A 22798-nucleotide genomic window follows, 5' to 3' on the forward strand; every position below is an offset into this window, starting at 1 on the left:
GATATCAGAACTAAGTGTTCGATAATAGAAATCTGGTGCTCATTCAAAACTGTACGCAGATATGACCCGCGTTACAAGCAACCCGGAAAACTCCCTAAAACAAAGGGTTGACGTTCCACGCTTCCTGGGCAATAGTTATCGTATACGATTTCGTACTCGATGAGGAGTAACTTTTGGAACAGGTCACCGAGCACATCCTGGCCGCGGCCCGCAAGGTCATCGCGGTGCATATCAACTACCCCAGCCGGGCAGCCCAGCGCGGCCGCACTCCGGAACAGCCCTCCTACTTCCTGAAACCATCGTCTTCCCTGGCAATCGGCTCGGCAGAAGCCCCTTCAACGGTGGAACGCCCGGCCGGCTGCGAACTCCTCGGCTACGAGGGCGAGATCGCACTGGTCATGGGCAAGCCGGCCCGCCGGGTGGGCGTCGGGGACGCCTGGAGCCACGTCGAGTGGGTCACCGCCAGCAACGACCTCGGCGTCTACGACCTCCGCTACGCGGACAAGGGCTCCAACCTCCGGTCCAAGGGCGGCGACGGCTTCACACCGGTGGGACCGGGGCTGATCGCCGCGGACGCCGTGGACCCCGCCAAACTCCGCATCCGCACGTGGCACAACGGCGAGCTGGTCCAGGACGACACCACCGAAGACCTCCTCTTCCCGTTCGCCCGGCTCGTCGCGGACCTGTCCCAGCTGCTCACCCTCGAAGAGGGCGACATCATCCTGACCGGCACTCCGGCCGGCGCCTCCGTTGCCAGGCCGGGAGACGTCGTCGAGGTTGAGGTCAGCACGACGGCGACGGGGGCCGCCGGCGCCGGACTCACCACCGGCCGGCTGGCCACCCGGGTGGCGGAAGGCACGACGCCGTTCGCGGACTTTGGTGCCCGGCCCCGGACCGATGACCTCCAGCGGGAGGAAGCGTACGGTTCCCGCGAAGCCGCCGGGCTCCCTGCCGTCGAGGCTCCCGCCGCCGTCGGAACGGTACTGACCCCGGAACTGAAGGCCAAGCTGGAAAGTGTCTGCACCGCCACCCTCTCCTCCCAGCTGCGCAAGCGCGGACTGAACAACGTCAGCATCGACGGCCTCACCTCCACGCGCCCGGAGAAGCGGATCGTGGGCCTGGCCCGGACGCTGCGCTACGTGCCCAACCGCGAGGACCTTTTCAAGGCCCACGGCGGCGGGTTCAACGCCCAGAAGAAGGCCATCGACTCCGTCAACGAGGGCGAGATCCTGGTGATGGAGGCCCGCGGCGAAAAAGGCACCGGCACCATCGGCGACATCCTGGCCCTCCGCGCCCAGGTCCGCGGTGCCGCGGCCGTGATCACCGACGGCGGGGTGCGTGACTTCTCCGCCGTGGCCGCCATGGACATGCCCACCTATTACTCCAACCCGCACCCTGCGGTGCTGGGCCGCCGGCACATCCCCTGGGACACGGACATCACCATCGCCTGCGGCGGCACCACCGTGCAGCCCGGAGACATCATCGTTGCCGATGCCGACGGCATCCTGGTGATCCCGCCGGCGCTGGCGGAAGAACTCGCGGACGATTCCATCGCCCAGGAGCGCGAGGAAGTCTTCATCGCCGAGATGGTCCAGCAGGGCCACAGCGTAGACGGCCTCTACCCGCTGAACGCGGAATGGCGCGGTAAGTATGAGGAATGGGAAGCAACGGGAAACGGACACAACCAATGACTGAGACGGCCACGGCTGCAGGCCCCCGGAGCAAGTCCGAGCAGGCGTACGCCGCCGTCAAGGCACGGATCGTGGACGGGACCTATTCCCCCGGCTACCGGCTTGTGCTGGCCAAGATAGCCGAGGACCTCGGCGTCAGCGTGGTGCCGGTCCGCGAAGCCATCCGCCGGCTCGAAGCCGAAGGCCTGGTCAAGTTCGAACGGAACGTGGGCGCCACCGTGTCAGGCATCGACCCCACCGAGTACCTCTACACCATGCAGACCCTGAGCATCGTCGAAGGTGCCGCCACGGCACTCTCGGCTCCGCTGATCGGCGCGGCGGACGTTGCCCGGGCCCGGGCCGTGAACGAGGAAATGCGCGACTGCCTGGAACACTTCGACCCGGTCCGCTTCACCCGGCTGAACCAGGACTTCCACAGCATCCTGTTCGAACACTGCCCCAACCCGCACATCCTGGACCTCGTCCACCGGGGCTGGAACCGGCTCGCATCCCTGCGGTCCTCCACGTTCCGCTTCGTCCCCGGCCGCGCCCGCGACTCCGTGGACGAACACGAGGCCCTGCTCCGGCTCATCGAAACGGGTGCCGCCGCCGACGAGATCGAAAAGGCTGCCCGGCTGCACCGCAGCGCCACCCTGGACGCCTACCTGGCGCAAGCCGCCTCCACTGAACAACAGCCCGCACAGCAGTAAGGAAAAACAATGACGTTCACTGCCGCAGAAACCACCCACTACGTCCCGCAGGACCTCCCCTCCCACATCCAGCACTACATCAACGGCCAGTTCGTTGACTCCGTGGGCGGCAAGACCTTCGACGTCCTGGACCCGGTCTCCAACACCAACTACGCCACCGCCGCTGCCGGCCAAAAGGAAGACATCGACCTGGCCGTCGCCGCCGCCCGCGAAGCCTTCGTCAACGGCCCCTGGCCGAAGATGAAGCCCCGCGAACGCGCCCGCATCCTGAACAAGATCGCCGACGCCGTCGAAGCCCAGGAGGAGCGCCTCGCCGAACTGGAGACCTTCGACACCGGGCTCCCCATCACCCAGGCGAAAGGCCAGGCCCTCCGCGCGGCCGAGAACTTCCGCTTCTTCGCGGACCTGATTGTCGCCCAGTTCGACGACGCCATGAAGGTCCCGGGCTCCCAGATCAACTATGTGAACCGCAAGCCGATCGGCGTCGCCGGGCTCATCACCCCGTGGAACACCCCGTTCATGCTGGAGTCCTGGAAGCTTGCCCCGGCCTTGGCCACCGGCAACACCGTGGTCCTCAAGCCGGCCGAGTTCACTCCTCTGTCAGCATCGCTGTGGGCCACGATCTTCAAGGACGCAGGCCTCCCCGACGGCGTCTTCAACCTGGTCAACGGCCTCGGCGAAGAAGCCGGCGATGCGCTGGTCAAGCACCCGGACGTCCCGCTGATTTCGTTCACCGGCGAGACCACCACAGGGCAGACGATCTTCCGCAACGCCGCCGCCAACCTCAAGGGCCTCTCCATGGAGCTCGGCGGCAAGTCACCCTGCGTCGTGTTTGCCGACGCCGACCTCGACGCCGCGATCGATTCCGCCCTGTTCGGCGTCTTCTCCCTCAACGGCGAGCGCTGCACCGCCGGTTCCCGCATCCTGGTGGAGCGGGCCATCTATGACGAGTTCTGCGAAAAGTACGCCGCCCGCGCGAAGAAGATTGTCGTCGGCGATCCCCACGACCCCAAGACGCAGGTGGGCGCCCTGGTCCACCCCGAGCACTTCGCCAAGGTGGCCTCCTACGTCGAGATCGGCAAGTCCGAAGGCCGGCTCCTCGCCGGCGGCGGACGGCCTGAAGGCCTGCCGGAAGGCAACTACATCGCCCCCACAGTGTTCGCCGATGTCGCCCCTGACGCACGGATCTTCCAGGAGGAGATCTTCGGCCCTGTCGTCGCCATCACCCCGTTCGAGAACGACGACGAAGCCCTCGCCCTGGCCAACAACACGAAGTACGGCCTGGCGGCCTACATCTGGACCCAGAACCTGACCCGCGCGCACAACTTCTCGCAGAACGTCGAGGCCGGCATGGTCTGGCTGAACAGCCACAACGTCCGCGACCTGCGAACCCCGTTCGGCGGAGTCAAGGCCTCCGGACTGGGCCACGAGGGCGGCTACCGCTCCATCGACTTCTACACCGACCAGCAGGCCGTGCACATCACCCTCGGCACGGTCCACACGCCCAAATTCGGCGCCTAGTTCCGGCGCTCCGCAGACCCTCCAGACCCCTTTCAAAGAAGAGAGAACACCATGAACAACGTCATCCCGAAGCCCTCCGTCCCGGCACCGGACATCGTGCGCTGCGCGTACATGGAGATTGTGGTCACGGACCTTGCCAAGTCCCGCGAGTTCTACGTTGACCTCCTCGGCCTGCACGTCACCGAGGAAGACGAGAACAACATTTACCTGCGCTCCCTCGAGGAGTTCATCCACCACAACCTGGTGCTCCGCAAGGGCCCGATCGCCGCCGTCGCAGCCTTCGCCTACCGGGTGAAGTCCCCCGCCGAGGTGGACGCCGCCGAGGCCTACTACAAGGAGCTGGGCTGCCGCACCGAACGCCGCAAGGACGGGTTCACCAAGGGCATCGGCGATTCCGTCCGCGTGGAGGACCCGCTGGGCTTCCCGTACGAATTCTTCTACGACGTGGAGCACGTGGAGCGCCTCACCCAGCGTTACGACCTCTACTCCGCCGGCGAACTGGTGCGGCTGGACCACTTCAACCAGGTCACCCCGGATGTTCCCCGCGGCCGCAAGTACCTGGAGGACCTCGGCTTCCGCGTCTCCGAAGACATCCAGGATTCCGACGGCGTCTCCTACGCCGTCTGGATGCACCGCAAGCAGACTGTGCACGACACCGCGCTCACCGGCGGCAACGGCCCGCGCATGCACCACGTCGCGTTCGCCACGCACGAGAAGCACAACATCATCCAGATCTGCGACAAGATGGGCGCCCTGCGCATCAGCGACCGGATCGAGCGCGGCCCCGGCCGGCACGGCGTGTCCAACGCGTTCTACCTCTACATCCTGGACCCGGACGGCCACCGCATCGAGATCTACACCCAGGACTACTACACCGGCGACCCGGACAACCCCACCATCACCTGGGACGTCCACGACAACCAGCGCCGCGACTGGTGGGGCAACCCCGTGGTCCCGTCCTGGTACACCGACGCATCCCTGGTCCTGGACCTCGACGGGAACCCGCAGCCGGTCATCGAACGCCAGGACAAGAGCGAGATGGCCGTCACCGTCGGCGCCGACGGCTTCTCCTACACCCGCAAGGACGGCTCCCCCGAGGGGGACCGGACAGGCTTCAAGCTCGGAGCGCAGCTCTAGCCATGCTGGATTCCAAGACGATAGAGGCCATTGCGGACGAACTGCTGGAGGCCGGCCGCAACCGCAAGCCGGTGCCGCGCCTGACATCCCGCTACCCGGACATGACGGTGGAGGACTCCTACGCCGTCCAGCAACTGTGGCGGAACCGCAACGAGGACGCGGGGCGGAAGCTGGTGGGCCGGAAAATCGGCCTGACGTCCAAGGCGATGCAGGCGGCCACCGGCATTACGGAACCGGACTACGGTGCCATCTTTGATGACATGGTGCTGGAGACGGGCTGTTCGGTGGAGTGGGACCGGTACACGCATCCGCGGGTGGAGGTGGAGTTGGCGTTTGTCCTGAAAGACGGCCTGAAAGGCCCCGGCTGCACCATCTTCGACGTCCTGAACGCCACCGACTACGTGGTTCCGGCCCTCGAGATCCTGGACTCCCGGATCGAGATGGAGGGCCGGACCATCGTGGACACCATCGCGGACAATGCCGCGATGGGCGCCATGGTGGTGGGCGGCCGTCCGGTGAAGCCCAACGCCGTCGACCTCCGCTGGGTTTCGGCCATCCTCTACAAGAACCAGACCGTTGAAGAAACGGGCGTGGCGGCGGGCGTCCTGGACCACCCCGCCAACGGGGTGCACTGGCTGGCGAACAAGATCGCCGCCCACGGTGACGGGATGAAGGCCGGGGACATCATCCTGGCCGGTTCCTTCACCCGCCCGCTCTGGGTATACAAGGGCGACACCGTCCACGCCGACTACGGACCCCTGGGGAGTGTCACATGCCGCTTCGAGTAGAACCGGACGCCACGTTCCGCGACGCCCTCCGCAATCAAAACGGTAAAGCAGGCCGTCCGCTCACCGGCATGTGGGTCTGCTCCGGCAGCCCGCTGGTGGCCGAACTGTGCGCCGGGGCCGGCCTGGACTGGCTGCTGATCGACGCCGAGCACAGCCCCAACGGGCTTGAATCCGTCCTCGCCCAGCTGCAGGCCGTCCACGGCTACCCGGTCCAGGCGCTGGTCCGGCCGCCGGTCAACGACACGGTGGTGATCAAGCAGTACCTGGACCTCGGCGTGCAGAACCTGCTGGTACCCATGGTGAACTCCGCCGCCGAGGCCGAAGCCGCGGTGGCCGCCACCCGCTACCCGCCGCACGGCGTCCGCGGCGTGGGCTCCGCCCTGGCCCGGGCCTCGCGCTGGAACCGCATCCCGGACTACCTCGCCCGCGCCAGCGCCACCATCAGCCTCACCGTCCAAATCGAATCGGAAGCCGCCGTCGCGGCCGTGGAAAACATCCTCGCGGTCGACGGCGTGGACGGCATCTTCCTGGGGCCCTCCGACCTCGCCGCCTCCATGGGCGTGCTGGGACAGCAGGAACACCCCGAAGTGCGTGCCGCCGTCGAACACTGCATCGCTGCCGCCAAAGCGGCCGGCAAACCGGCCGGTGTGAACGCTTTCAATCCCGCCACCGCCCGCAGCTATCTTGCGGCCGGCGCCGCGTTTGTGCTGGTCGGCGCCGACGTCGCCATCCTGGCCCGCGGCTCCGAGGCACTCGCCGCGGAATACATCCCTCCTGACCCGGTGGTTGAGCCTGCCGGCACCCCCGCCAGCTACTGACCGGCACCTCCGGTGGTTGGGTCGTAGGACTCTGGCTGGCCGGCGGCCGCCAGCCGTATTCTGGAGTCACTGGCACGTCGATAGCTGGATAAAAAATGGCGCAGAAGAAGCGATGGGGTTCCCGGTTTGCCGCGGCCTTGGGAAGGCTGGTCGGATTTATTGCCGTGAGCGCCATCTGCGGCGTCCTGGCCGCCAGCCTGGTGGTCCCCAGCGTGGCGGCCGCCGGGGTGGCGGTCAGCAATTCAATTACGTTCTTCGACAACCTGCCCGCTGAACTCACTGTCGATCCTCCGTCGCAGTCCACCAAAATGGTGACCGCCGACGGTCAGACCATCGCCACGTTCTACGCGGAAAACCGGGTGCGGGTCACCCTCGACCAGATGTCGCCGTTTATCAAGGACGCGATCATCGCGATCGAGGACAGCCGCTTCTACGAACATGCCGGCATCGATCCGCAGGGCATCCTCCGCGCGCTGACGTACAACGCCACCCAGGGCGGCCGGCAGGGTGCATCCACCCTGACCCAGCAGTACGTCACCAACGTCATCAATGAGTCGTTTCTTTCCGCGGACCAAGGCGAGCAGGTCATCCTCAGCGGCCAGAAGAGCGTTGGCGACAAGATCCGGGAGATGAAGCTCGCCATCGAACTGGAGAAGAAATACACGAAGGACCAGATCCTTGAGGGCTACCTGAACATCGTGTTCTTCAACCGCGACGCCTACGGCATCGAGGCCGCAGCACGGCACTTCTTCAGCACGTCCGCCAAGGACCTCACCCTGCCGCAGGCAGCGCTGCTGGCCGGGCTGGTGAACAGTCCCAGCTTCTATGACCCCGCCGCGAACCCGGAGAACTCGCTGCAACGCCGCAACCAGGTCCTGGGCAACATGCTGGAGCAGCGGAAAATCACCCAGGCCGAGCACGACGCTGCCGTAGCCACCGGCGTGGACCTGAAGATCACCCCGGGCAGGCAGGGCTGCGCCGCCGCCGTCATCGCACCCTACTTCTGCGACTATGTGTCCCACCTGATCCTCAACAACCCGGCCTACGGCGTGGAACTCAAGGACCGGGAGAGAGTGCTGTACCGCGGCGGCCTGACCATCACCACCACTCTGGACAGCAGGCTGCAGGCCGCCGCGCAGGCCCAGGTGGACGCCACCGCCGGAGCGAATCCGGACAAATGGGGCGCCGCCCTGGTCACGGTCCAGCCCGGATCCGGCCGGATCCTTGCCATGGCGCAGAACACCGTGTTCCTGCCGGCGGAAGGGAAATTCGACACCCAGCTGAACTTCAACGTCGACTCCAAGGACGCCAATGGCAATGACCTCAACGGTGCCGGCGGGTTCCAGCCCGGCTCCACCATGAAGCCGTTCACGTTTGCGGAATGGCTGAACGAGGGCAAGCCCATCAACGCCATGATCGACGCCTCCCGGCGGACCTATCCCCTGGGCTTCCCGTGGCGGTCCAGCTGCGGAAAGGTGCTGGGCGCCTACAGCACCGCCCAGAGGAACGAGGGCGCCGCGGATGATCTCCAGAACAACGATCCAGGCTACTACCGGCCCATGCCCATCAACTACGGCCTCTACAACTCCATCAACACGGCAACCTTCGCCACCGCCACGCAGCTTGACTTTTGCGGCATCCAGAAGATGGTGGATGCGGTGGGAATCCACAGCGGCCTGGATGGAGCCCAGGTCAATATGCACCAGCTCGGCAACCTGCTGGGCGCCATTGGCGTGGCTCCCCTGCACCTGGCGAACGCCTTTGCCACGTTCGCCAATGACGGCCGCTACTGCAGCCCGATCGCCCTCGCCGACGTGATCGACCCGGCAGGGCGGCACCTGCCGTCCGAATCCTCCCAGTGCCGCAACGCCGTTAAGCCCGAGGTGGCCCGCGGCGTCAACGCGGTGCTCCAGGACGTGCTGAAGATGGGATCCGGCGTCTACATCAACCCGAAGGTCCAGAGCAAGGTGCCGGTGGCGGCCAAGACGGGAACGTCCAACAACAACGGCGCCACCTGGGTGGCGGGCTACACCTCGGGCCTGGCCACGGCGTCGTTCTTTGGAGACACCCTGGAGGGCCAACAACGGGCGGGCCAGAACGTCACCATCAACGGCAACTTCTACAAGTCAGTGGACGGCTACATGCTTGCTGGTCCGCAATGGGCCAACTACATGATGCAGGTGGCAGGGCTGTACCCGGCCCAACCTTTCCCAGCGCCGCCGCCGTCCATGTACACACCCCAGGGCCCGACGCCGGCGCCCTCCCGTTAGGCGCGTGCGCGCGTTTAAGGTCCTCCCGTTAGGCGCTTGCCCCCACGTCAGGGGCTAGGGAAGCCCCATTGCGGTGCGGACCTCGTCCAGGATGTGGTGCATGGCCGACTCCGCGGTACCGGCATCGCCGGCTGCCACGGCCGCAGCCACAGCCTCGTGAGCCTGCAGTGCTTCAGGACGCGGCTTGAACGGCATCAATCCCTGCTTGGTCCTGCTGGACAGGACCTCGGCAACCATGCCGTCGAGTGCCTTGAACATTTCGTTCCCGCAGCTGTGCAGGAGCAGGCTATGGAAGGCGATGTCCGCCTTCAGGAACTCTTCCAGCTCCCCGGCTTCGCCCAGCCGCCGCAGTTCGGCGGCCAGCGCCGTGAGCTGTCGGCGCTCTGTTGCGCCTGCCCGACGGGCAGCGCCAGCCGCGGCAATGGGTTCGACGGCAATCCGGAGCTCCGTGAGGCTGCTGTACTGCTCTGCCCGGCGGCTGGACGCGAGCCGCCACCGCACCAGCTTGGGATCGAACACGTTCCACAGCTCGGGGTCCTGCACCACGATGCCAACACGCCGGCGGGAGTACACCAGGTTCATCGATTCCAGGACGCGCATGGTATCCCGGGCCAGGGTGCGGGAGACGTTGTAGTGCTGCTGCAGGTCCTCAAGGGTCAGCCGCCGGCCGGGGGCGAGCTCCCCGGAAACGATGGCTTCGCCGAGGGCATCCAGTACCCGCAGATGCAGGGCCGGGACCGCCGCCTCCCCGTCGGTTGCGTCCGCGTGGTCCTCTGTCGCCGTCGACATCTGTGAAGCCTCCCTCTGCGCCATGGCGCCTGGCCTCCAGTTTAGGCTACAAATCAGCAAAGGTATGACCTGTGTAACAAAAAGATGCTACTAATGCTTCTAAATGGTGCTATCTTATTTTCCTATCCAGCGTCCGCTGCTGGCCTGAGCTTCATTCCGAAGCCAACGATGTCTTCTACGGAGGTAGAACAATGAAGTTTCCTGCCATGCATTTGGTAGTAATGGGTGTCGCCGGAGCCGGCAAGTCCACCATCGCCGGGGCTCTGTCCAGGGATCTCGGCTGGGACATGGCCGAGGCGGACCAGTTCCATCCCGAGTCCAACATCGCCAAGATGAACGCCGGCACCCCGCTCCAGGACGAGGACCGCTGGCCCTGGCTGCAGTCCATCCGGGACTGGATGACCGCCCAGGCCGCGGAAGGCAAAAGCACTGTCCTGACCTGCTCCGCCCTCAAACACAGCTACCGCCAGTTGCTCTCGGAGGCGGAAGGCACTGTGGTTTTCATCCACCTCGACGGCGATCCCGCCCTGCTCGGCGAGCGCATGCGCGGACGCGAGGGCCATTTCATGCCGGTGACGCTCCTGCCCAGCCAGCTGGCCACCCTGCAACCGCTGACGCCGGAGGAACTCGCCGCCGGCAGCCTGCGGCTGGATATCACCCGCACTCCCGAGGACCTGGTGCAGGCCATCAAGGCCGCGCTTCACCTGCCGGCGGGCCACGCTCCCAGCGCTTCCTGATCCCTAACATCCTTTAGCTCCACAGCCCCCAACAAACCGCTTCAAAGGAGAATCATGACCATCGAAGGATGGACTCAAACCCTCGGCGCAGGCCCCCTGCTGCTGATTGCCGGCGGCGCCATTCTGGTGCTGCTGTTCCTCATCATCAAACTGCGCATGCACGCGCTGCTCGCCCTGATCCTGGTCAGCCTGGCAACCGCCTTCGCCACCGGCATCCCGGCGGACAAGGTGGTTCCGGTGCTGGTCAACGGCTTCGGCAGCACGCTGGGCACCGTGGCCCTGCTGGTTGGCCTCGGCGCGATGCTCGGCCGCATCGTCGAGACCAGCGGCGGCGCCAAGGCGCTTGCCGACTACCTCATCAACCTCTTCGGCGAAAAGCGCGCACCCTTCGCGCTGGGCCTCGCCTCCCTGATCTTCGGCTTCCCCATCTTCTTCGACGCCGGCCTGGTGGTCATGCTGCCCGTGGTCTTCGCAGTGGCGCACCGGCTTGGCGGCGGCGTGCTTCGCTATGGCCTGCCGGCTGCAGGCGCCTTCTCCGTGATGCACATCTTCCTGCCCCCGCACCCGGGCCCGGTCTCTGCCGCAACGTTCTTCGACGCCAACGTGGGCCTGGTCATGATTGCGGGCCTCATCACCGCCATCCCCACCTGGTACGTCACCGCCTACCTGTTCGGCCTGTGGACCGGCAAGAAGCTGGTCCTCCCCGTTCCGGAACTGCTGGGCCACGCCGACTCCGCCGCCGAAGAGAACCCGCCGCGCTTCCGCACCGTCGTGGGCGTCCTGCTCCTTCCGCTGGTCCTCATCTTCCTCAACACCGGCCTCAGCACCCTGGCTTCCTCCGGAGTCCTTCCTGCCTCGGCAAAGACCGAGGCCTGGTACCAGATCCTCCGCACCCTCGGTGAAACGCCGGTTGCACTTCTGATCGCGGTACTGGTGGCAATGTTCGTCCTGGGCAGGCTTCGCGGCTCCCACGGCGCCACCCTGGAGAAGCTGCTCGAATCCTCCCTCGGCCCGGTCTGCTCCGTCATCCTGATCACCGGCGCCGGCGGCATGTTCGGCGGCGTGCTGCGCACTTCGGGCATCGGCACCGCCCTGGCCGGCGTACTGGGCGACGTCGGCATCCCCCTGCTGCTGGCCGGCTTCCTGATCTCGGCCATCCTCCGCATCGCGCAGGGTTCAGCCACGGTGGCGCTGACCACCACCGCCGGGCTGATCGCTCCCGCGGTGGCCCTCGCCGGCATGAACGGCATGCAGGTGGCTGCCCTGGTCATCGCCGTGGCCGCCGGTTCCGTGGTGGTCTCGCACGTCAACGACTCCGGCTTCTGGCTGGTGGGCCGCTTCTTCGGCATGGACGTCAAGACCACGCTGAAAACCTGGACTGTGATGGAAACGCTCATCGGCGTCATGGGCTTCGCGATCGCGGCTGCCATCTTCGGCGTGGCCGGCCTGGCCGGTTAGCCGGCCGATCCACCCCATCCGGGTCAACCCGGTAACGCAACAGAGAACGACGGCGGGACATCCCGCCGTCGTTCTCGCTTTAACCCGAGACAGTCCCCTGCTTATCCCTGGATCAAGCGCCCCTCCGTGCCTTGGTGAGCTGCCCGTCATCTTGCCGAAACGCAACCCGCCAGCGTCCCCTCACCGCTGCATCCAGGAGCCTTCGTTAACATCCCTGAAACAAGGCGGTCACGTGATCTTCACGCAGGGCGTGTTCCTGTAACGTTCCCGCAACTTAACGCCCCATTGCCTGAAACACGGTGCATGAAACATTGAGCGGGGGCGTGGCCCGGAATCACTCGAGGTCCCGTACAGATGACTTGATGAGAAGGGACACGCAGGTGCAAATCACTGCGGAAAACGTCTGGGTGCTGGTGTCAACGGCCCTCGTGCTGATCATGACCCCCGGCCTCGGCCTCTTTTACGGCGGCATGACCCGGGCCAAGGCGGCGCTCAACATGATCATGATGAGCTTCATCTCGGCCGGCATCGTCGGCGTCATCTGGGTTTTGTGGGGCTACTCCATGACCGGCGGCGACGGCGTGCTGGGAATCTTCGGCAACCCCTTCGCCAGCTTCGGGCTCACCAACCTCATCGGCTCCCCCGACCTCATCAAGGCAGCCTACGCGGGCACGTTCGCGATGGTCACCGTCGCCCTCATCAGCGGCGCCATTGCCGACCGCGCCAAGTTCAGCTCCTGGGCGCTCTTCGTTCCCATCTGGGTCACCCTCGTGTACTGCCCGCTCGCCTACATGGTCTGGGGCGGCGGCCTGCTGGGCGCCAACGGGGCCATCACGTCCGTGTTCGGGCAGGTCATCGACTTCGCCGGCGGCACCGTAGTGGAGATCAGCTCAGGCGTCGCAGCGCTGATCCTCGCCGTCATCGTGGGCAAGCGCCAGGGCTTCGGCAAGGATCCCAACCACCGCCCGCACAACATTCCCTTCATCATGCTGGGTGCGGCCATCCTCTGGTTTGGCTGGTTCGGTTTCAACGGGGGCGCCGCCACCACCGCGGAGCAGGCCGGCCTGATCTGGATCAACACCCTGGTGACCCCGGCAGCGGCCATGCTGAGCTGGCTGGTCACCGAAAAGATCCGCCACGGCCACCCCACCTCCCTCGGTGCCGCATCGGGCGTCGTGGCCGGACTGGTGGCCGTCACCCCGTCCTGCGCCAACATCAGCCCGGTGGGGGCCATCGGCCTGGGCCTCGTAGCTGGCGCCCTCTGCGCGATCTTCGTGGACCTGAAGTACCGCTTCGGCCTGGACGACTCCCTCGACGTTGTGGGCGTCCACCTCGGCGGCGGCCTCATCGGCACGCTGGCGCTGGGCTTCATTGCGCTGCCGGTAGACGGCCAGGGCGGCGGCCTCTTTTACGGCGGCGGACTCCACCAGCTGGTGGCACAGACGGTGGCCGTGCTGGTAACCGTCCTGCTCTCCGGACTGGTCACCACCGTCCTGGGCCTCGCCATCCACAAGACGCTCGGCTTCCGGGTCAGTGAGGAAGCGGAAAACGTCGGGGTGGACCTGTCCGAACACGCGGAAACCGCCTACGCCTTCGGCGAGCTGTCCCGCAGCCGGTTCAACCCCTTCCACCCCCAGGCGCCCGCCACGGTCACAGCTACCGGGGCAGCCACACCAGCTGCCGAAGGAACAGTCCAGCCAGCACAGGAAAAGGAAGGCAGCCTCGTCTAGCTGCCCACGCACGATTGCCGGGGATTGAGGGGCCGGCGGCGGTTTTGGGAAGGCCCCCCGGACTTGCCGGGAGTCGTGCCGTCGGCCCTACCTCCATTGTAGGAAGCCGGGAGCCGCGGAACCATAGGCCGTTATGCCCAGCCTGCAGCGCCTTCCGTAATTAGGTCACACGTTTGGGTCTTTTTGATCCGGCCGGACGGGCCTACCGTGGACGAAGGGAGCAGCCCGCCCGGGCAGCCGAACCACGGAGGATCTTCCCATGACCACGCACGTCGCAGACTGCAGTGTTTCCAACTGTTCCTTCAACGACCATTCGAACTGCAACGCCGCCGCCATCACGGTGGGCGGTAGCCAGGACCACGCATCCTGCGCCACCTTCATCGACACCGGGATCCACGGCGGCCTGCCCAAGGTCCTTGCCGACGTCGGGGCCTGCCAGCGCTCGGAATGCGTCCACAACGACCACCTGATGTGCAAGGCCCCCGAGGTACATGTGGGTCCCGGCGCAGACAACGCGGACTGCCTCACCTACGCACACGCGTAGCGGGCAGGACCGGGCACCAACAACCCAAGCAGAGGACGACGGCGGGACTTCCCGCCGTCGTCCTCTTGCGTGAGCGGCTTCCCCGGCAGAGCCGGCGGGCATGTCAGTCGTCGCGGGCGGACGCCTCAGCTTCGGAGGTCTCCAGCCAGTTCACCACGCTGCTTCCGCCGTGGGCCCGGTTCAGCGTCTCCTGCAGGGCGTCGGCCTCCTGCGCTGCGAGGTCCAGCTCGGACACCGCGGTCATAACGCCGCGGGCGCTTTCGTTGTGCGGGCGGTAGTACTGCGTTCCCGCTGCCGCCGCCCGGTGCCATTGGGCCAGTTCGCGGATGGCCTGGGCGATGGAGCCCTGCGTTTCCGTAAGGCTGCGGAGGATTTCGTGGCTGTCCGAGGGAGCGTCCAGGTTCCTGGTGGCACGGGCCAGGTACCGGGCCGCCTCCTGCATCTGCTGTGCTGCGCGCCGTGGTCCGTTCGTCTCTGACACTGTCCTGCTCCTTCGCTGGGCCGTCCTCCGATGGGACTTATTGTCCTCCACTCGTGCGGCCCCGGTAGGGCCGGAAAGGTCCTTGACAGCCCCGCGGCTCCGGGAGCTAGATGATCAGTAGCGGGATGCAGAAATTACCGTACGAACCACCGCGGAAGGAGCGGTCATGAGCGAGAACCAACAGGCGTCGGAGCGTGTCCACAGCGAAGCTCCGGCCGAGGGCGACGAGAACGCTGATCCGAGGGACATCCGGGTGCATTCGCAGGACCCCGCCGAAGGCGGGGACATCACAGGCGGGGACATCACAGGCTCCGACATCAAAGGCGCATCCGCCGGAGGCTAACGGTCGTGGACATTGTCGATTTCCTGTCCGAGCGCATCAGGGAAGACGAGGCGGCGGCCCGAAAAATCCTCAGTGACCGCACGGTCTCCGAATCGGCGAGATGGTACGAACACCGCCTGTTGTTGGAGTGCGAGGCAAAGAAGAGGGTCATCCGCATTGTCGAATCGGCCCGGCAGACGGCGCTGGCCACCATGGTCAGCGACCCCTTCGAGGAGGAATCCCGCTGGATTCCCGAAGGCATTGAATGGACCACGCGTTCGCTGAAGGCCTTGGCGCTGCCCTATGCCGATCACCCGGATTTCGAAGAGGACTGGCGGTAAGCCCGGCGCATGGCCAGCCGGTATGCGGCACGCCGTGAAATATCCCCGGCCCCGGCGGTGTTGGCCCGGTCATGACAACAATTGGAATTATCGGCGCAGGACATATTGGCAGCCAGATCGCACGCAAGGCCGTGCAGCTCGGCTACGACGTGGTCATCAGCAATTCCCGCGGACCTGAAACGCTGACGGACCTCGTGGCGGATTTGGGACCCCGGGCCCGTGCAGCCTCAGCGGCGGAGGCAGCCACGGCCGGCGATTTCGCCGTTGTGACCGTGCCCCTCAAGAGCATCGGGGACCTGCCGGTGCAGCCGCTGGCGGGCAAGGTCGTGATCGACACGAACAACTATTACTGGGAGCGGGACGGCCGCTTCCCGGAACTGGACAACGGAGAGGCCACAACGTCCGGGCTGCTGCAAAAGCACCTGCCCACGTCCAAGGTAGCCAAGGGCTTCAACCACATCATGGCCAGGGAGATCACCTCCAACGGAGCACCCGCCGGCACACCAGGGCGCCGTGCCCTTGCCACGGCCAGCGACTACGCTGAAGCCGCGGAACTGGTGACCCGGTTCTACGACGAGTTCGGCTTCGACACAGTCAACATCGGCCCGCTGTCCGAGAGCTGGCGGGTGGAGCGTGACCGCCCGGCGTACGTTGTTCGCCAGACTGCCGACGAGCTCACCGAGAGCGCGGCCCGGGCTCCCCGCATCGTCTGACGTTCCGTTACGCGACTCACGTTCCGCCGTCCCAGACGCGCCGCCACCAGGAGCGCTTCACTTCAGGCTCCGGTGGCGGCTCGGCCGCGGCGCGCGCCGCCCGGCGTTCGCGCCAGCGCTCCACTTCCGCCTCAACGTCCCTTGTCTTGGTGATCACCGGAGGGCCGCCCTGCAACTGGCGGCGGGCGTCGATCACGCGCTTGTTGAAGTCCTGCAGGATGTCGCGGACCTGTTTCTCCGAGTACTGGGCGTCAAGCCTGTCGTCGAGCCCGGCATCTTCGGTCCGCAGGAGAATGGCTTTCGGCCCCATGCCGGTGATGTTCTCGCGCTGGATCAGGCCTTTGACCCACCAGTCAGGATCGTAGGGCTCGCCCAGCCCGGGGATGGGTTTGCCGGCGTACTTCAGGTTGTCGAACTTCCCCTGGGCCATGGCGTCGCGGATCAGGTATTCGACCCTTTTGGCGTCATCCACCCTCCGGCGCTTCTCCCGCTCCTTTTCCTCGGCAGCGGTGAGCTCGGCTTCTTCCTCGGCCGTCATGCCCGTGGCCCGGACAGCACGCAGTTCAACGGCACGCTCCAAACGGCGCCTGAATGTGCCGCCGGCTCCTTCACTGGCCATGTCCGCACTCTCCTTCGCAGATCCTGAATAGCGATCCTGAATTGCCTGCCTTCCAGTATTCAGAGGCCCCGCGGGAGTTTCAATGACGCTGCAACCGTGGGTGTTCTGGAATACTGGCTGGGAGCGATCCCAGTACCTGCCTTGACCCTCTGCCCGCACCGGCATCGGGGTGACCAGCCCACAATCCAAGGAGCTATTCGAGCATGGCCGCGACATCCCCCGGCAAGGTCCGCACGCTGCGTGTTTCCCACACGGCGTGGGAGGCGCCCCTGACCCGACCTGCCATGAGCAATGCCGTGGACCGGCATGAGCGGTACCGGCTGACGAACCGTTACGTTGAAGTGGCAGGCGTGCCGTGCATCCCGGTATCAGGGGAGATCCACTTCAGCAGGCTCCCCCGCGGGCGCTGGGAAGACCGGCTGCGGCTGATGAAGGCCGGCGGCATCACGGTGGCGGCCTGCTATGTGTTCTGGCTTCATCATGAGCCGCAGGAGGGCGACGTCCGGTTCGACGGGAACCTCGACGTTGCCGCGTTCGTCCGGCTCTGCCGCTCGGTGGGGCTCGACGTCGTGCTGCGGATCGGGCCCTGGTGCCACGGCGAGGTCCGCAACGGCGGCTTTCCGGACTGGGTCCAGGCCGCAGATGTCAGGCACCGGACCAACGACCCCTCCTACCTCCGGCTGGTGCAGCGCTGGTTCGGTCGGCTGGGTGCGGAGCTTGCAGAACTCGTGGGGCCGGACAGCAACGTCATCGGCATCCAACTGGAGAACGAGCTATACGACCAGCCCGGCCACCTCCGCGAGCTGAAGAACCTGGCCCGGGCGGCGGGACTGAACGCTCCCGTCTGGACAGCCACGGCCTGGGGCGGCGCCGACCTTCCCCACGACGAAGTCCTTCCGCTGTTCGGCGGGTACGGGGACGGATTCTGGGTGGATGCGGACGCTCCCTGGGACGTGACCTTCCGGGAGCACTACCTCTTCAGCCACGTCTGGGACGATCCCGGCATCGGCGCCGATCTCCGGGAGCACCTGGGAAACGGCGACGGCGCTGCGCCGCCGCGCACGCCGTCGGCCCTCTACCCCGCGGCTACGTGTGAGCTGGCCGGTGGTATGGCGACGGCGTACCAGCGCCGGCCCTGGCCGCGTGCACTGGATGTAGCAGCGGTGGCGCACAACAAGATCGGCAACGGCTCGGCCTGGCAGGGCTATTACATGTTCGCGGGCGGAACCAACCCTGCCGACGACATGCAGGAGTCCCAGGCCACGGGATACCCCAACGACCTTCCGCGCTTCGATTACGACTTCCACGCGCCGATCGGAGCCGCGGGACGGTTGTCAGCAAGCTTTGCGCAGCTGCGCAAGCAGCATGCGTTCCTGGCCGCTTTCGGACAACGTCTGGCCCGGATGCCGTCCTCGTTGCCCGAGGTCCGTCCGGACGGCGTGGACGATTCCACCACGTTGCGGTGGGCACTGCGAAGCGACGGCCAGTCCGGGTTCGTCTTCATTACCTGGCACCAGCCGCACGTTCCCCTGGACGCGTATCCTGCTGCGCAGTTTGAGGTGGACCTCGACGCCGGGACAGTGGCATTCCCCGATAGCCCCCTGTCCATTCCGCCCGGCACCATCGCCCACTGGCCGGTCAACCTTGAGGTGGGCGGCGTGCTGCTGGAGTGGGCAACGGCCTCCCCGCTGACAATTCTTGGCCACGGTTCGGCGCCCACGCTGGTGCTGGCGGCCGAACCGGGCATCGGCGTGGAACTCCGCCTGAAGGAAGGCACCGCACTCGCCGGACCGGCAACCGCCCTGGCCGATAACACCTACGCGGTGGCGGCGGACGCTCCAGTGCTGTTGACTGCCACCGCAGGGGATTCCAGCCTGAACATCCTGGTCCTCCCGGACGGGGCCGCGGACACCGCCTGGGTCCTGGACACTGAGCACGGACGTCAGCTGGTCCTGTCCAGGGAACCTGTGTGGGTTGCCGCCTCGGGGAACCTTGCCGGCCGGACTTCCGGCGCACCGGAGGTCCTCCGCTACAGCCTGGAATCGGCGTCGTTCGAAGCCGTGGTGATCGCGGGCGCCCGCCCATCCCAGGAGCTGGAGCTGCCGGAGGCGGAACTGATCCGGCCCGCCCGGCCCGTGCCGCCGTCGTTCGGGTCGGTTGCCGGCAGGGCTTCGGCCCCCTCGCCGGCGGCCATCGCCGAACTTGCCCGGATGTACCGGATAGGGCTGCCCGCCGGAGCCTTCCCCGGCAGTGAGCAGGCTGGCGGGTCAACCGGTGGCGGTACCGCCGAGCTGGAGATTCACTGGGCCGGGGACGTGGCGCAGCTGCTGGTGGACGGCATTGTGGTGGCAGACCGCTTCTGGGACGGCTCACCGTGGATCGTGGAGCTCAGCGATGCGGGCATCGGAGCGCAATCCGACGTGGTCCTCCACATCCTTCCGCTGGCCACTGACGCCGCCGTCGGGCTGCCGCTGGAAGCCCGACGGCGCCGCGATTCAACGACGGGCGATCTCGTGTCGCTCGACTCGCTCCGCGTGGTGCGCTGGACTGAATGGACGGAAAAGCCGGGACCCTAACGGGTGAGCTTGGCCTCGTCCGGTTTGGGATCGCCGATGTGCCCGGGCGCATTGGCGGCGAGCACCCGTTCCACGAACGCACCGTATTCCTCCATGTAGTGGCGCAGGAAATCCGCAGTGCCCTGGTTGGTAACCGTGCCGTCGTCGGCGAAATCGGAGGGATTGAACTTCAGGTAGGCCTCGGGGGCGTTGAGCTGGGGCGCGTCAAGGAAGCTGAGGACAGCACGCATGGAGGACTGCATGACCGCGGTGCCGATGCTGCCCGGTGAAGCGCCGATGATCCCGGTGGGCTTGCGGGCGAAGGAGTTGGTGCCCCAGGGGCGTGACCCCCAGTCGATCGCGTTCTTGAGCGCGCCGGGGATGGAGCGGTTGTATTCGGGGGACACGAACAGGATGCCGTCCGAGCCCTCGACGGCATCTTTCAGTGCACGGCCGGCAGGCGGGAAGTCGGCGTCGTAGTCATAGCTGTAGAGCGGGAGGTCCTTGATGGGGATTTCCGTGAATTCGAGGTCCTCGGGAGCCAGTTTGATCAAGGCGTTGGCGAGGATGCGGTTGATGGAGCCGGAGGCCAAACTTCCGACGAAGTAGCCGATCTTGAACGTTGCCATGCGACAGATCCCTTCTTTGGGCCGGACTGAGCCGGCTGGCCGACTGGTGGGCTGTGCCCATGACAGGCGCCGCCCACCAGCCAGTCCAGCACATGACGCGGGCAACGGCCAGAGCCTGGATGCGCGGGACATAGGATTCAGACAGCACCAAGAAACATGCCGGACACGGCGTTTAACTATGACCTATATCCGGGAGGGCCAGATGAACCAGCCAAGGCCCGTCATGAAGGCACTCCGGCGAGGCACCAGCAACCCGAGCACCGCGCTGCTTCCCGTGTCGAAGGCTAGACTGCGTGGCCGGTTGATTCTTCGGCTTCTCCTCGCTTTTCCGGCGGGATTGATCATCGGCGCCATTGTGATCGCCGCATTCGGGCTTGAGTTCTCAGCGGCACGGACGGTCACGTTCTCGGGGCTGGCGCTCTCTTATGCCGTGTTCCTGTTCACAACCTGGCGCCTGGGAGTAAAGCGGCGGGCCGCCTTTGCCGCGGCCGGCGGCGATCCCCAGGCGGCCGGCGTGCTGCTGTTCGGCGTCATAAAGCCACCCAGCCGTGCCAATGGTTCCCGATCAGGCCTCAATTGGTACTTCGGCGACGGCGACAGCTCCGATGGCGGAGGTGACGGCGGTGGAGGCGACGGTGGTGGTGGCGGCGACTGACGATGCCCGCACCGACTGGTAGTCATGGCAGCCGGAAGCGGACGACGGCGGGAGGTCCCGGCGTCGTCCGCGTCCTGTTCGTGGCGGGTCCCGGCAGCCGGCCCGGCTTGCACGATGTTCTGGTCAGGCGCCGCGCGCCTCACTACGCTTGCTGGTAACCGCTGCCCCGGAAAGGCTCCAGAAAGAAGGACACCGTGGACGAACAGGACATCCTGCACCGCATTCAAAGCCTCGTTGAAGAGGAACGCGAGCTTCGGGAAAAAGCGGAGTCCGCCGCGCCCGGCCCCGAGCATGCCCCGGACCGCACACGGCTCAAGCGAATTGAAGAGGACCTGGACCAGTGCTGGGACCTGCTGCGCCAGCGGCGGGCCAAGAGGCAGTATGGCGAGAACCCGGACGAGGCGGAAGTGCGGCCGGTCAAGCAGGTGGAGGACTACCGCGGTTGATGCTTGAACACCGGCCATTCCCGGAGCCCGAGACACCGCCCGGAGCCACTCCTCCTCGCAATGTTTTCACATCAGCTTTGACAGGCTGTGTGACAGGTGCCATAGTTTTCGTATGAACCTGTTGGACAGCTGGACAGCAGCACAGGACCGAGTGGTACGCGTTGGCGCGGCTGAGGCGGTTTTCGCATCCCTCCGCAGCGCTATCGAAGGCGGCAAGATCCCGGTCGGCACCCGCCTCGACTCGGAGGCATCCCTGGCCAAGCAGTACGGTGTGAGCCGCACGATGGTCAGGGAGGCGCTACGTTCATGCACCGCGTTGGGACTGACCGCCACGCACACGGGCAAGGGCACCTTCGTCATTGCAGACAAGGTGGCCCAGGACCTCAAACTCGGCAAGTACTCGGCCAGCGCCCTCGTTGAAGCCCGCCCCCACGTGGAAGTGCCTGCCGCGGGCCTCGCTGCCCAGCGCCGCAGCAGCGAAGACTTGGAGGCTCTCCGGGAAATCCTTCGGGAAATGTCCGAGGAGGACGATCTCCAGCAGTGGGTGCTTTTGAACACCGAGTTCCACGTGACCATTGCCCGGTGCAGCGGCAACGGCGTGTTCGAATCATTCCTGTCGGACATCTGCGACGCCATGGCCAACCAGTCGAACACCCTCAACCTCGTGGCTGACCGGCGGAAGGAATCGGGTGAGGAACATGCCCGCATTTTCGCTGCCATCGAGAGTGGATCAGCTGAGGAAGCATCCCAGGCCATGAGAATGCATTTGCACGGGGTTGAATGCGCCCTGGGCACCATCGTTCCCGGAAGCGAGCACTCCAGGGCCGGCCATACGCGCTAGACCCTAAGCCCCGAACTCCACGCACTTTCCCTAACCTTTCCCAACCACCGCAAGCCCCATGCGGTCTCCTTGCCGTGGCACAACCATGCCCCCGCGCAGGCTGCGGCGTCACTTCAGCCTGCCCCGGCCCTGGATTTCCGTCCCAAATTCCACCGTCCAAGCCCGTCAACGAAGCCCTGTGAGGACCTCCAATGAACACATCCCCTACCGCCCCGGACACCCGCTCCGAACATGACCTGCTGGGTGACCGCGACGTCCCCGCTGCCGCGTACTGGGGCGTCCACACGCTCCGCGCCGTGGAGAACTTCCCCATCAGCGGCCAGCCGCTCTCCTCCAACATGTACCTGGTCCGCGGCCTCGCCGCCGTGAAGCTGGCAGCCGCCCGCACCAACCGCGAACTCGGCCTCCTGGACCCCGGGCGCGCCGACGCCATCGAGGCCGCCTGCACCGACGTGATGAACGGCAAACTCAGCGACCAGTTCGTCGTCGACGTCATCCAGGGCGGCGCCGGAACGTCCTCGAACATGAACGCCAACGAAGTCATCGCCAACCGGGCCCTGGAAATCCTGGGCCACCCCAAGGGCGACTACGCCCGGCTGCACCCGAACGACCACGTCAACCTCTCCCAGTCCACCAACGACGTCTACCCCACGGCGGTGAAGCTGGGCACCATCTTCGCCGCCCGCGAACTCCTCGCCGCCCTGGCCGAACTCGAAGACGCGTTCGCCGCCAAGGCCGCCGAATTCCGCACCGTGGTCAAAATGGGCCGCACCCAGCTGCAGGACGCCGTGCCCATGACCCTGGGCCAGGAATTCGGCTCCTACGCCGTCACCATCGGCGAGGACCGGCTGCGCCTGGCCGAAGCGGACCTGCTGATCCACGAAATCAACCTCGGCGCCACCGCCATCGGCACCGGCCTGAACGCCCCTCCCGGCTACGCCGAAGCAGCCTGCCGGCACCTGGCCGAAGTCACCGGCCTGCCCCTGGTCACCGCCGTGGACCTCATCGAAGCCACCCAGGACGT

23 protein-coding genes are annotated in these 22798 nt (G+C 66.2%); 19 read left to right on the forward strand and 4 right to left on the reverse strand.

The features are described from left to right. Nucleotides 1–173: 173 nt before the first annotated feature. The 7 genes from WMN78_RS08795 to WMN78_RS08825 all read left to right on the forward strand — a co-directional run bounded on the left by WMN78_RS08795 (nt 174) and on the right by WMN78_RS08825 (nt 8914). On the forward strand, nt 174–1691 hold the full coding sequence (locus WMN78_RS08795; RefSeq protein ID WP_340533378.1) for a fumarylacetoacetate hydrolase family protein: 1518 nt from the start codon (nt 174–176) through the stop codon (nt 1689–1691). After that, a complete protein-coding gene (locus WMN78_RS08800) occupies nt 1688–2380 on the forward strand; it encodes a GntR family transcriptional regulator (protein WP_340533379.1) in 693 nt (230 codons plus the stop codon). The genes WMN78_RS08795 and WMN78_RS08800 overlap by 4 nt, the downstream gene beginning before the upstream one ends. Before the next feature lie 9 nt (nt 2381–2389). Then, on the forward strand, nt 2390–3901 hold the full coding sequence (hpaE, locus tag WMN78_RS08805) for a 5-carboxymethyl-2-hydroxymuconate semialdehyde dehydrogenase (protein WP_340533380.1): 1512 nt from the start codon (nt 2390–2392) through the stop codon (nt 3899–3901). Nucleotides 3902–3952: 51 nt separating this feature from the next. Continuing rightward, complete coding sequence (gene hpaD / locus WMN78_RS08810) at nt 3953–5038, forward strand: 3,4-dihydroxyphenylacetate 2,3-dioxygenase (RefSeq protein WP_340533381.1); 1086 nt, start codon at nt 3953–3955, stop codon at nt 5036–5038. 2 nt (nt 5039–5040) lie between these two features. Then, nucleotides 5041–5826 carry a 2-oxo-hept-4-ene-1,7-dioate hydratase gene (gene hpaH / locus WMN78_RS08815; protein ID WP_340533382.1) on the forward strand — a complete coding sequence of 262 codons (786 nt, stop codon included), beginning with the start codon at nt 5041–5043 and terminating at the stop codon, nt 5824–5826. Further along, nucleotides 5811–6644, forward strand: a complete 834-nt coding sequence (locus WMN78_RS08820; protein WP_340533383.1) for an HpcH/HpaI aldolase/citrate lyase family protein — start codon at nt 5811–5813, stop codon at nt 6642–6644. The genes hpaH and WMN78_RS08820 overlap by 16 nt, the downstream gene beginning before the upstream one ends. 95 nt (nt 6645–6739) lie before the next feature. Then, a complete protein-coding gene (locus WMN78_RS08825) occupies nt 6740–8914 on the forward strand; it encodes a transglycosylase domain-containing protein (RefSeq protein WP_340533384.1) in 2175 nt (724 codons plus the stop codon). A 54-nt stretch (nt 8915–8968) separates the two neighbouring features. Here WMN78_RS08825 and WMN78_RS08830 read toward each other — a convergent pair whose 3' ends face one another. Then, nucleotides 8969–9703 carry a FadR/GntR family transcriptional regulator gene (locus tag WMN78_RS08830; protein ID WP_340533385.1) on the reverse strand — a complete coding sequence of 245 codons (735 nt, stop codon included), beginning with the start codon at nt 9701–9703 and terminating at the stop codon, nt 8969–8971. Between the two features lie 191 nt (nt 9704–9894). On the opposite strand from WMN78_RS08830, the gene WMN78_RS08835 reads away from it, so the two are divergent. The 4 genes from WMN78_RS08835 to WMN78_RS08850 all read left to right on the forward strand — a co-directional run bounded on the left by WMN78_RS08835 (nt 9895) and on the right by WMN78_RS08850 (nt 14172). Continuing rightward, nucleotides 9895–10440 carry a gluconokinase gene (locus WMN78_RS08835; protein ID WP_340533386.1) on the forward strand — a complete coding sequence of 182 codons (546 nt, stop codon included), beginning with the start codon at nt 9895–9897 and terminating at the stop codon, nt 10438–10440. Nucleotides 10441–10494: 54 nt separating this feature from the next. Then, complete coding sequence (locus WMN78_RS08840; protein WP_340533387.1) at nt 10495–11898, forward strand: GntP family permease; 1404 nt, start codon at nt 10495–10497, stop codon at nt 11896–11898. A gap of 380 nt (nt 11899–12278) precedes the next feature. Next, nucleotides 12279–13628, forward strand: coding sequence for an ammonium transporter (locus WMN78_RS08845; protein ID WP_340533388.1), 1350 nt, complete (start codon nt 12279–12281; stop codon nt 13626–13628). A gap of 259 nt (nt 13629–13887) precedes the next feature. After that, nucleotides 13888–14172, forward strand: coding sequence for a DUF1540 domain-containing protein (locus WMN78_RS08850; protein ID WP_340533389.1), 285 nt, complete (start codon nt 13888–13890; stop codon nt 14170–14172). A 103-nt stretch (nt 14173–14275) separates the two neighbouring features. Here the strand turns inward: WMN78_RS08850 and WMN78_RS08855 are convergent, their stop codons facing one another. Further along, nucleotides 14276–14653 (reverse strand): hypothetical protein, encoded by a 378-nt coding sequence (locus WMN78_RS08855; protein ID WP_340533390.1) that lies wholly within the window; start codon nt 14651–14653, stop codon nt 14276–14278. A gap of 166 nt (nt 14654–14819) precedes the next feature. On the opposite strand from WMN78_RS08855, the gene WMN78_RS08860 reads away from it, so the two are divergent. The 3 genes from WMN78_RS08860 (at nt 14820) to WMN78_RS08870 (ending at nt 16029) form a co-directional block, all read left to right on the forward strand. Continuing rightward, nucleotides 14820–14996 carry a hypothetical protein gene (locus WMN78_RS08860; protein WP_340533391.1) on the forward strand — a complete coding sequence of 59 codons (177 nt, stop codon included), beginning with the start codon at nt 14820–14822 and terminating at the stop codon, nt 14994–14996. Nucleotides 14997–15001: 5 nt separating this feature from the next. Next, nucleotides 15002–15316: a DUF6221 family protein gene (locus tag WMN78_RS08865; protein WP_340533392.1), complete on the forward strand. Its 315-nt coding sequence runs from the start codon at nt 15002–15004 to the stop codon at nt 15314–15316. A gap of 71 nt (nt 15317–15387) precedes the next feature. Next, nucleotides 15388–16029, forward strand: coding sequence for an NADPH-dependent F420 reductase (locus tag WMN78_RS08870; RefSeq protein ID WP_340533393.1), 642 nt, complete (start codon nt 15388–15390; stop codon nt 16027–16029). Between the two features lie 16 nt (nt 16030–16045). On the opposite strand, the gene WMN78_RS08875 is transcribed toward WMN78_RS08870, so the two are convergent. Next, nucleotides 16046–16648, reverse strand: a complete 603-nt coding sequence (locus WMN78_RS08875; RefSeq protein WP_340533394.1) for a DUF1992 domain-containing protein — start codon at nt 16646–16648, stop codon at nt 16046–16048. Between the two features lie 203 nt (nt 16649–16851). Between WMN78_RS08875 and WMN78_RS08880 the strand changes: the two genes are divergently transcribed. After that, the gene (locus tag WMN78_RS08880) at nt 16852–19224 is read left to right on the forward strand and encodes a beta-galactosidase (protein WP_340533395.1); all 2373 of its coding nucleotides are present in this window, start codon (nt 16852–16854) and stop codon (nt 19222–19224) included. Here WMN78_RS08880 and WMN78_RS08885 read toward each other — a convergent pair. Continuing rightward, nucleotides 19221–19832 (reverse strand): NADPH-dependent FMN reductase, encoded by a 612-nt coding sequence (locus tag WMN78_RS08885; RefSeq protein WP_340533396.1) that lies wholly within the window; start codon nt 19830–19832, stop codon nt 19221–19223. The genes WMN78_RS08880 and WMN78_RS08885 overlap by 4 nt on opposite strands. Before the next feature lie 178 nt (nt 19833–20010). Here WMN78_RS08885 and WMN78_RS08890 point away from each other — a divergent pair, with 178 nt between their 5' ends. From WMN78_RS08890 to WMN78_RS08905, 4 genes are all read left to right on the forward strand, one after another. Continuing rightward, nucleotides 20011–20487, forward strand: a complete 477-nt coding sequence (locus WMN78_RS08890; RefSeq protein WP_340533397.1) for a hypothetical protein — start codon at nt 20011–20013, stop codon at nt 20485–20487. A gap of 194 nt (nt 20488–20681) precedes the next feature. Continuing rightward, nucleotides 20682–20933: a DUF2630 family protein gene (locus tag WMN78_RS08895; RefSeq protein WP_340533398.1), complete on the forward strand. Its 252-nt coding sequence runs from the start codon at nt 20682–20684 to the stop codon at nt 20931–20933. Between the two features lie 112 nt (nt 20934–21045). After that, nucleotides 21046–21774 (forward strand): FadR/GntR family transcriptional regulator, encoded by a 729-nt coding sequence (locus WMN78_RS08900; RefSeq protein ID WP_340533399.1) that lies wholly within the window; start codon nt 21046–21048, stop codon nt 21772–21774. Between the two features lie 191 nt (nt 21775–21965). Beyond that, nucleotides 21966–22798: lyase family protein (locus WMN78_RS08905; protein ID WP_340533400.1), on the forward strand; the 833-nt coding region annotated here is incomplete at its 3' end.

The organism is Arthrobacter oryzae (assembly GCF_037911235.1).
In the GTDB taxonomy this organism is placed as follows: domain Bacteria; phylum Actinomycetota; class Actinomycetes; order Actinomycetales; family Micrococcaceae; genus Arthrobacter; species Arthrobacter oryzae_E.